General features: G+C 65.1%; 7 protein-coding genes. 2 read left to right on the top strand and 5 right to left on the bottom strand.

What is annotated here, in order from left to right; translation table 11 throughout:
• Positions 1–119 precede the first annotated feature (119 nt).
• From FVW27_RS19775 to FVW27_RS19765, 3 genes are all read right to left on the bottom strand, one after another.
• The gene (locus FVW27_RS19775) at positions 120–1,016 is read right to left on the bottom strand and encodes an Mrp/NBP35 family ATP-binding protein (RefSeq protein ID WP_007521820.1); all 897 of its coding nucleotides are present in this window, start codon (positions 1,014–1,016) and stop codon (positions 120–122) included.
• A gap of 163 nt (positions 1,017–1,179) precedes the next feature.
• A complete protein-coding gene (locus FVW27_RS19770; protein ID WP_167128635.1) occupies positions 1,180–1,767 on the bottom strand; it encodes a YqaA family protein in 588 nt (195 codons plus the stop codon).
• Positions 1,768–1,890: 123 nt separating this feature from the next.
• Positions 1,891–2,538: a protein-L-isoaspartate(D-aspartate) O-methyltransferase gene (locus FVW27_RS19765; RefSeq protein WP_167128632.1), complete on the bottom strand. Its 648-nt coding sequence runs from the start codon at positions 2,536–2,538 to the stop codon at positions 1,891–1,893.
• Positions 2,539–3,039: 501 nt separating this feature from the next.
• Between FVW27_RS19765 and FVW27_RS19760 the strand changes: the two genes are divergently transcribed.
• On the top strand, positions 3,040–3,468 hold the full coding sequence (locus FVW27_RS19760; protein WP_167128629.1) for a CBS domain-containing protein: 429 nt from the start codon (positions 3,040–3,042) through the stop codon (positions 3,466–3,468).
• A gap of 75 nt (positions 3,469–3,543) precedes the next feature.
• On the top strand, positions 3,544–4,854 hold the full coding sequence (locus tag FVW27_RS19755) for a M23 family metallopeptidase (RefSeq protein WP_167128626.1): 1,311 nt from the start codon (positions 3,544–3,546) through the stop codon (positions 4,852–4,854).
• Between the two features lie 262 nt (positions 4,855–5,116).
• Here the strand turns inward: FVW27_RS19755 and FVW27_RS19750 are convergent, their stop codons facing one another.
• Both FVW27_RS19750 and FVW27_RS19745 read right to left on the bottom strand, forming a co-directional pair.
• Complete coding sequence (locus FVW27_RS19750; RefSeq protein WP_167128623.1) at positions 5,117–5,497, bottom strand: DUF488 domain-containing protein; 381 nt, start codon at positions 5,495–5,497, stop codon at positions 5,117–5,119.
• Between the two features lie 254 nt (positions 5,498–5,751).
• Positions 5,752–9,330, bottom strand: a complete 3,579-nt coding sequence (locus FVW27_RS19745; protein ID WP_167128620.1) for a PEP/pyruvate-binding domain-containing protein — start codon at positions 9,328–9,330, stop codon at positions 5,752–5,754.
• Between the last annotated feature and the right edge of the window lie 127 nt (positions 9,331–9,457).

The following is a 9,457-nucleotide window of genomic DNA, read 5'->3' as shown; positions in this document are numbered from 1 at the left end:
GGGCGGCAACCGGCGCGCAGGCGGCCTTGGCAGAGGGAGGCAGCCGGGCCGGGGCGCGCGACTTCGCACGCACCGGCCCGGTCTCAGTCTGGCTACGTCAGGCGGCCGTCGGGCGGATATCAGGCGTGGGTGCTGGCCACGGCTTCCAGGCTGTTCTCGGACGCGGCAGCGATGTTGTCGGCCAGTTCCAGAAAGCCCTGCTTGGCGCGCGAATCCTCTTCCAGCATCACCACGGGCACGCCCCGGTCGGCAGCCACCACGGTGGCCGGGTCCAGCGGCACGGCCCCCAGGAAGGTCAAACCGTACTTCTCGGCCAGTTCGCGGCCACCGCCCTTCTTGAACAGCGAAATTTCGCCGCCGCAATGCGGACAGTACAGGCCGCTCATGTTCTCGACCACGCCCAGCACGTTGGCCTGGGCGTACTGCAGGAAGTTGATGGCCTTGCGCACATCGGCCAGCGAGATTTCCTGCGGGGTGGTCACCACCACGCACAGGGCGTCGGGGATGGTCTTCAGCACGGTCATGTGTTCGTCGCCGGTGCCGGGGGGGGAATCGATGAGCAGGAAGTCGAGGTCACCCCAGTTCACGTCGGACACGAACTGGCGGATGGCCGCCGTCTTCTTGGGGCCACGCCACAGCACCGCCGTGTCGCGGTCCTTGAGCAGCGAATCCATGGAGATGACGAACAGGTTGTCGTTGTATTTCGCGGGATTCAGCAGGCCGCCGCGTTCGTCGGCCTCTATGCCCGCCCGCAGGCCCAGCAGGTTGGGCACGCTGGGGCCGTGGATATCCACGTCCAGGATGCCCACCTTGTAGCCGCGTGCGGCCAGGGCAGCCGCCGTGTTCACGGTGACGGAGCTTTTGCCCACCCCGCCCTTGCCGCTCATGATGAAGAGCTTGTATCTGATCCGCCCCAGCGTGGAGGAGATGATCTCGTCCTGAATGGCCATGCCGGCGCTGGGCTTGCCCGTTTCGGCCTTGTTCTTCGCCGAGGGGCAGGTGCTGCACGAGGACATATGGATGCTCCTTGTCTGTGGCCGCCTGGCCGGTGGCGCGGCGGGCCATGGAATTGCGATGCGGCGGGGCTTGCCCGCCCCGGTAAGGTAATGAATCGCGCCGCCCCGTCAAGCAAAAGGACCGGACAACGGCGCGGCGCCCAAAGGCGCTGCGAACCGGGCGTCAGTTCAGGAACTTGAGCGCCATGAAACCCAGCACCCCGAGCACCAGCGTAACCAGCAGCACGAGGTCGAACCGGCGTTCCAGAAAATAGCGCACACGTTCGCCGAACAGGTAGATGAGCCCCGCGATGACGAAGAAGCGCAGCCCCCGGCTGGCCACCGACGCCAGCAGGAAGGTGGCGAAGTCGATGCGGAAGGCCCCGGCGGTGAGGGTGCACAGCTTGTACGGCACCGGGGTAAGCCCGGCAACCGCCACGGCCCAGGCGCTGTAGGCGTCGTACCATTCCTTCACAGCGTGGTACTGCTCCTGCAGACCGTAGAACCGCACGATGGGCATGCCTGCCACGTCCATGAAGAACATGCCTACGAAATATCCCGCAACGCCGCCCGCCACCGATGCGGCAAGGCAGATGGCAGCAAGGCGCAGCGTCCGTTCGCGCGCGGCCAGGGCCATGGGAATCAGCAGCAGGTCCGGCGGCAGCGGAAAGAAGACCGACTCGGTGAACGAGACCAGCACCAGCATGCGCACGGCGCCGCGCGATGCTGCTGCGGCCCACAGCCTGTCGAGAAGGCGGGAGAAAAAACGCATGACGTCGATTGTCCTCGGGGTGTTGGAGGCGGCGCGGGCTTGGGCGCTACAAGGCAGGGAGGACGAAGGCAAGGATTGCGAAGGGACGGAATGCTCCCTCCACCGCCCGGCCAGGCGCGGAGGTCAGCCGCGCCAGCCGTGGGTGCCCACCAGGTCCACGAAGGCCACGCCCCCCTTGCTTTCGCGCACCACGCGGCCGCCCTGCTTGCGCACCACAACCAGTTCCTGCATGCGCTTGCTGGCCCCCACGGGAATGACCAGGATACCGGGGTCGGCCAGTTGCTCGATGAGCGGCAGCGGCACTTCCGGTCCGCCCGCCGTGACCAGGATGCGGTCGTAGGGGGCGGCCTCTGGCCAGCCCAGAGTACCGTCGTCCAGCTTCAGCCGCACCTTGCGGTACTTCAGCGTGCGCAACAGGTCGCGCGCGGCGGCGTGCAGTTCGCGGATGCGTTCCACCGTGTACACGTCCATGCCCATTTCCGCCAGCACGGCGGCCTGGTAGCCGGATCCCGTGCCGATCTCCAGCACGCGCAGGCCCGGTTGCGGCTCGATGATCTGCGACATGAGCGCCACTATGAACGGCTGCGAAATGGTCTGGCCATGCCCGATGGGCAGGGGGTGGTCCTCGTAGGCCTGGGCGCGCAGGGCTTCCTGCACGAACAGGTGACGCGGCACGGAACGCATGGCCGCAAGTACGGCCGTGTCGGTGATGCCGCGCGTCTCGATCTGCTGTTTCACCATGCGCTCACGGTTGCGCTTCATGTCGAGCATGCGCGGTCCTCTCTGGAATGGGTGCCCTGCCGGGGGGGCTGGTCGTCGCGTTGCCGTGGCGCCGTGCGCGGTCGCCTCCATCACGCACATCAGGTACGTCAGGAATACTGCGTCGGCCAGCGGTCTGCCAAAGGCCCGGCAACGGCCTGGCCAGAGACCGCGTCAGTCATCTGGCAGACGGCGGCGCAGCATGATGGGCCGCGACGGAAATCGTGTGCGGGCGAATGGCGGAACGGGGTCCAAACGGTCGGGACGGGCGTTGCGAGTCACCTCGTCCATACGGCCCCGGCATGGTTTGGAAAACAGATTTTGTCCCCAGCGTCAATCACAGGGGGCGTAGCGCCCGTCCCGAAGCGCTGCCATCGTTCGTTCCGTGACATTCCGCCCCCCTGGTCGCACCCCTGCCCTGCATGCCGCAGGCAGCCGCCCACGGCGTTCCGGTTTGCTTGACTTATGCGCCGAGTGTGCGACACTTGAGGAAACGCGCTTGCGGGGGAAACCATGCTCTACGTCGGCGATCTCATGTCCACCGGGCTCTTCACCCTGAAGAAGACCGATTCGCTCCGGGCGGCCCGCTCGCTGATGCAACTGGCCCGGATCCGGCACATTCCCATTGTGGATGGCAAGGGCGACTTTCAGGGGTTGCTGACCCACCGCGACATATTGTCCGCCACCATCTCGCGCTTCGCCGACGTGGACGAGGCGGTTCAGAACGAGATCGACGCGGGCATTCCGGTGGGCGAAATCATGCGGACCGATGTGGTGCGCGTGCACCCCGACACCCTGCTGCGCGATGCCGCCGAACTGCTGCTGCACCACAAGTACGGGTGTCTGCCCGTTACCGAGGGTGACAGGCTGGTGGGCATCGTGACCGAGGCGGACTTCCTGAAGCTGACCATCAGCCTGCTGGATGCCGTCGAACATCCCTAGGCAGGCTGCCCAAACGGTTTGGACACGAGCCGCCCGGCTTTCAGGGCGGCTTTTCACTTGAAAGGATCAGGAGACATGACTGCAGCAAAGAATCTTTCCATCGTGATCGTCTTCGCGGCCCTGCTGGGGCTGCTCGGCATCGGCGGTTTCATGCTCTTCCAGGACATGGAAGGGCCGGAAGTCATCCTTACCCCGGACACGGGGCGTGCCTCGCCGCATCAGGACCTGACCCTGACCCTGCGCGACAAGAAGTCGGGCATCCGGTCCGTCACCGTCACGGTGAAAAAGAATTCGCATTCGCTGGTCGTGCTCGACAGCGCCTTCACCGATGGCCGCCGCGAACAGCGCGTGACCTTCAATTTGAAGGATGCGGGCCTGAAGGACGGCGCCTTCGACCTTGAAGTGCGCACGGCCGACACTTCGCTGGCCGGGTTCGGCAAGGGCAACACCACCACCCGGGTGTATCCCATGCGCCTGGACACCCAGCCCCCGCGCGTTTCGGTAAAGAGCATGCCCCCCTACGTGCGGCGCGGTGGCACCGGTTCCATCCTTTACTCGGTCAACGAGGACGTGGAACGCACCGGCGTGAAGGTGGGCGACCTGTACTTTCCGGGGTTCAAGCAGCCCAGCGGCGACTACCTGTGCTTCTTCGCCTTTCCCCACTTTCTCACCATGGCCCAATACGCCCCCGAAATCACCGCCGTGGACCTTTCCGGCAACGCCATGGCCAGTCGGCTGGTCATTCGTCCGCTGGACAGGGTGTTCCGGCATGACAACATCAACATTTCGGAAAGCTTTCTGGCCAGCAAGATGCCCGAATTCGAGCAGGACGTGCCCGGCGAGCTGAGCCCGCTGGAGCGCTTCCTGAAGGTGAACAACGAACTGCGCGCCTCCAACGAGCAGAAGCTGCTGGAAATCGGCAGGGATACCGCCCCCGCCATGCTCTGGCACGGGGCCTTCCTGCAACTGCCCAACTCGGCCACCCGCGCCGGATTTGCCGACAACCGCAGCTACCTGCACAACGGACAGAAGGTGGACAACCAGACCCACCTCGGCCTTGACTTCGCCTCGCTGGCCATGGCCGAAGTACCCGCCTCCAACAGCGGGCGCGTGGTCTTTACCGGGCATCTTGGCATCTACGGCAACCTTGTCGTCATCGACCACGGCCTTGGCCTGCAAACCCTGTACTCGCACCTCAGCGAGATTTCGGCCAACGTGGGCCAGCAGGTGAAGAAGGGCGACATCATCGGCAAGACCGGCACCACCGGCATGGCAGGCGGCGACCACCTGCACTTCGGGGTGACCATCGGCGGGGTGCAGGTGCAACCGCTGGAATGGCTGGACCCGCACTGGATCGAGGACAACGTGACGGCACGTCTGAAGTAGCGCCCACCCTGCCCGGCCACGCGGCCATGCAGGGAACGGCAATCCGAACGCATGACGGGGAGTCCGATGGACTCCCCGTTTTTTTGCTGTTCAGGGTGTTGCCCTGCAATCAGGGCAATGTGTTTCCGTACCGGGCGGCAAGGCGGAACGAGGTTCATCCAGTACTTTAAACGATGGTCGCGTTCACAGTAACCCCTGTCCCTGCTCCGTACGAAGAAGTGTGGTTTCAAATGGTTGTGCGCACGACACGTTTCGGCCTGCCCTATGGGGCTCCCCGCTGCTGCTCCAGAAATGCCTTCAGGGCCACGGCGTTGTTGCGTGCCTCGTCACGCGCCGCGTACAGCAGGGTGATCCGGCCCGGACTCGTCGACAGATGCCGCAGCAGGGCAAGGTCGGGATGTGCGGACCCGCGCAGTTCCGAATGGTAGCGTGTCTGGAATTCCTGCCACCGGGCGGGATCATGGCCGAACCAGCGGCGCAGTTCGTCGGACGGAGCCACGCCGCGCAGCCAGTGGTCGATGCGGACCTTGTCACGCGCAAGGCCGCGCGGCCAGAGCCGATCCACCAGCACGCGCATTCCGTCATCGGCGTCGTCATTCGCCGCTCCCATCTCGTACACGCGCCGCATTCGCAGTTCCGCCATGGCCGCCTCCTTGTCTGACGCTCCGGGAACACGCATTCACCTCTCAAATGCGACGCGAAACGGCCTGTGGCAAGACCGGGCAGCGGCATGCGCCCGAAGTTCGGCGGACATCTCCCGGCGTCCCGCCGTCTTTCCGCCCTCTCCGTTGCATCTGCCCGGCACGAAACGGAAAACGGGCGGCCCGAAGGCCGCCCGTCCGTACATTCCTCAACGTGAATCCGGCACGCGCGTGGCGCGCACGCCGTCTACAACGTCTACCACTTTTGGGCGCGCTGGGCCTCCAGGGCCTTGGCCTGCTCCTCGAAGCTGGCGAACCCGGCCTGGTGCAGGGCGTCGGACACGGTGCCCGCCCAGTCCCAGGTGGCGTAGATGACCGGCTTGTGGAAGGTGGCCCGGAACTGTTCCAACTCGGAGCGGTAGAACTTTTCCTTGGGGGTTTCCAGGCTTTCGCGCAGCAGTTCGTGCAGGCGGCGCAGTTCACCTTCGTACCAGTCCATCAGGTCTTCGGCCTGGGTGTACTTCTTGAGGATGTGGCCGTAGCCCTTTTCCTCCAGCAGCGCACGCAGGTTGGCCAGATGCTGGTTGCGCAGCCAGTTGCCCAGTTCCGAGGTGGGAATGTTTTCGGCCTCCACCTCGGCCATGTCCAGCTTGGTCTGGTAGTAGGTGTCGGGCACCACCGAGGCGGACACGATGCCCGCGATGGCCACCAGGCCGCGCAGGATCTTGCTGTTGGACACGCCCTGACCGCAGAAGCCCACCTTGCGGGCGCACTTCTGGCCGGTGAAGATGGTCACAAGGATGGCCCAGACCACGGCGGGGTCTTCCTCGTCGTAGATGTGGCCGAGACGCGCGTTGTCGCGGTCGGTGGCCAGCACCATCTGGGTCATGTCGTTGGAGCCGATGGAGAACCCGTCGAACTCCTCTATGAACTGCTTGGCCAGCACGGCGTTGGACGGGATTTCCGACATCTGGATCATCTTCAGCCCGTCGACGCCGCTCTTCACCTTGTGCACCTGTTCCAGGTAGCGGCGCATGGAGCGCGCTTCTTCCAGGGTGCGCACGAAGGGCAGCATGAGTTGCAGGTTGCACCCGCCGTACACGCCGCGCGCCAGCTTGAAGGCCTCGATTTCCCAGTCGTGCAGGTTGCGCGACACCCCACGGAAGCCCAGCATGGGGTTGTCTTCGATCTGCTCGAACAGGTTGCCGCCCAGCAGGTTGCGGTACTCGTTCGACTTGAAGTCGGTGGTGCGGTAAACGATGTCCTTGCCGTAGAAGGCCATGGCGAACAGGGCCAGGCCCTGCGACAGGGTCTGAACGTAGTGCTCCTTGCCGGTGCGGAACCCGCGCGAGCGGATCAGGGCGCGGATCTTGTCCGGCACGGCGCGCATGTCGTCCATTTCCTTTTGCAGGCCGCTACGCAGCCCCACTTCGTGACGCAGGCGGGCGATCTTGGCCAGGGCGTCCTGCACGGCGGGGATGTCTTCGACGCGTTCCACCTGGGCACGGATGTTGGCCTCGATTTCGGCGCGGCGCTTCACCGTATCGGGGTCGATGCCGTTCAGCAGGGCCAGCTGGTCGTCGTAGCCCATGATCACGCGCACGTGGTCTTCAAGGTCGATGGATGTCTTCAGGATGTCGATGCGGCGGGTTGCCAGTTCCACATGCTCGTCCAGCTTGTGGTCCAGTTCGCGCATCTTGCGGTGCATGACCAGCACCTGTTCGGTGCCGCGCAGGTTCTCGCGCGAGGCCAGGGCCTCGATTTCCGCCGAAAGGCCGGTTATGTGCCCCACGTACTCGCGCAGCTTCATGTCGATGGCGATGAGCCCGGCAGACAGCTGCTCGCGCAGTATCTTGGACAGACGGGAATCCAGCTCGCGCAGCTTGGCGTGCACGGCGTGGTCCAGTTCTCCGCTGTCGAAGGCTTCCAGCGCCTGCGGATGCACGCCGATGTTGCCCAGCATGAACTCCGCGCGCAGCAGGCCCACCTCGAAGTCTTCCACCTCGCGCAGGCGCGAGAGGAACATGGCCTGGCCCACGTCGGCCAGGATCAGGCCGACCTTGGTCTTGGTGGTGGGCAGCTTCGACAGGTCCATCTCGCCGCCCACTTCGCGCAGGGGCAGCATGCCGCGGTATACCCGGCCCCGGGTGCCGTCCACGGTCACTTCCTGGCCATCCAGGGCGCGCAGGATTTCCAGACGCTGGATGCCGATGACGGCGGGGATGCCCAGTTCGCGCGAGGTGATGGCGGCGTGGCTGGTGTCGCCGCCCACGTCGGCAAGGATGGCGGCGGCCACGCGCATGCCGGGCACCATGTCGGGGTCGGTGCGGTCGGCGGCGAGAATGTCGCCCTTGTTGATCTTGTTCAGTTCCAGCGCCGAGCGCAGAAACTTCACCCTGCCCTGCCCGGCCCCGCGCGATGCGCCGTTGCCTTCCAGCAGCACCTCGGCCTGGCTGGCCGCCTTCGGGTCCACCTCGCGGCGGCGCATGAAGATGGTGTGCGGGTGCTTTTCCAGCTCTTCGTTCCAGCGGGTTTCGGGGCGGGCCTGCACGAACCACAGCCGGTCGGCCGAGTCGATGCAGAATTCGGTGTCCATGATCATGTCGCCATAGGCGCGGCTGATGGCGCGCACACCCTTGGCCACCTGTTCGGCCTGGGCCAGCGAAAGCGACCAGCGGTACGCCTCGATCTCGGGCACGGAAACCTTCTTGGTGCCGCCCTTCTCGTCGTAGACGATCTTCTTGTCCTTGCAGCCCATCTGGCGGATGACCACCTCGGGCCCGTCGTCACGCTGGAAGACGTAGAACTTGTCGGGGGTGACCATGCCGCCCACCACGGCCTCGCCCAGGCCGTAGCTGGCGTCCATGCCCACCAGGTCCTTGCGGACGGTGCCCCGGCAGCCGGTGGCGGTGTCCGCGCTGAAGGCGGTGCCCGAAATGACCGGGTTGATCATGCGCATGATGCACACCGAGAGCGAGGTGTTCTCGATGGCCCATTCCTGCTTGGCCTTGATGGCGATGGATTCGTCGCCGGTGGCTTCGGCGCGGGCCTGCGCGTCCAGGATCGCCTCGCGGCGGTAGGTCATGGAACGCAGGTTGTAGGCCGATGCGCAGTCCCAGTGATAGGCGGCGGACACGCGGCTGTCGCCCACGATGTTCAGGTAGGTGTCCTGCAGGCCGGCAAAGGCCTTCTTGCGCGAGTCTTCGCCGGCGGCGGAGGAACGCACGGCCACGGGTACGTCTTCGGCGCCCGCTTCCTTGCAGATGGAGCGGTAGGCCTCGCGCACGCATTCGTCCACGGCCTTGGGCAACTCCACGCACAAGATGCCTGCCTGTACCAGCACCGAGCGTTTGCGCAGCTGGTCGATGCCTTCCGGCGAGGTCGCAAAGCCTTCCACCACGTTGTTGACGAAGGTGCGCAGCTTGATCTGGGTTTCACCGGGCTTGGCCGAAGCCTGGGCGCGGATTTCCTTTGCCAGGTTGCGAACGAACTTTTGCAGGAACTCCGAGTCCTTGTTGATCTCGGGATCGTTCCAGTCGATGCGGTTGTATTCCCTGTCCACGGTGGCGCGGACGAGCGATGCGTTGACCCTGGTTTCGTCGAGCAGCATGTGGAATGCCTGCGACGAGATGGCGCGGAACTCGGGTGCGCGGATTCCTTCCACCTGGCTGATGATGGCGGTGTTGTAGTTCTTGCCGCCGACCAGCAGCTCGGCATCGTCGCCGATGCGCACGATGTCTGCGCCGGTCAGCACCAGCTTCTTGGTGAGTTCGGAAATCTCGGCGCCAGCCTTGGCGGCCTTGGCCGCGGGCTTTTCAACCGGAGTTTTGCCCATTCGTGAATCCTCCTGTGGGGGATAGAAACGCTTGCCTGAAGGTCCGATACCCGAAAACGACGGTCTTGTCCCACGTACGCGGGGCGTGGCGGGGTCAACCGGTGGGTATCATGCAGGGGGCTGGCAT

The sequence above is a fragment of the Nitratidesulfovibrio liaohensis genome, assembly GCF_011682075.1.
GTDB classification, from domain to species: Bacteria; Desulfobacterota; Desulfovibrionia; order Desulfovibrionales; family Desulfovibrionaceae; genus Cupidesulfovibrio; species Cupidesulfovibrio liaohensis.
This window is presented reverse-complemented; position numbering and strand designations above follow the sequence as displayed.

Excerpts from the sequence above, each read along its gene's own strand:
- FVW27_RS19775 (WP_007521820.1), bottom strand. The coding sequence starts at position 1,016 with ATGTCCTCGTGCAGCACCTGCCCCTCGGCGAAGAACAAGGCCGAAACG.
- FVW27_RS19770 (WP_167128635.1), bottom strand. The coding sequence starts at position 1,767 with ATGCGTTTTTTCTCCCGCCTTCTCGACAGGCTGTGGGCCGCAGCAGCA.
- FVW27_RS19765 (WP_167128632.1), bottom strand. The coding sequence starts at position 2,538 with ATGCTCGACATGAAGCGCAACCGTGAGCGCATGGTGAAACAGCAGATC.
- FVW27_RS19760 (WP_167128629.1), top strand. The coding sequence starts at position 3,040 with ATGCTCTACGTCGGCGATCTCATGTCCACCGGGCTCTTCACCCTGAAG.
- FVW27_RS19755 (WP_167128626.1), top strand. The coding sequence starts at position 3,544 with ATGACTGCAGCAAAGAATCTTTCCATCGTGATCGTCTTCGCGGCCCTG.
- FVW27_RS19750 (WP_167128623.1), bottom strand. The coding sequence starts at position 5,497 with ATGGCGGAACTGCGAATGCGGCGCGTGTACGAGATGGGAGCGGCGAAT.
- FVW27_RS19745 (WP_167128620.1), bottom strand. The coding sequence starts at position 9,330 with ATGGGCAAAACTCCGGTTGAAAAGCCCGCGGCCAAGGCCGCCAAGGCT.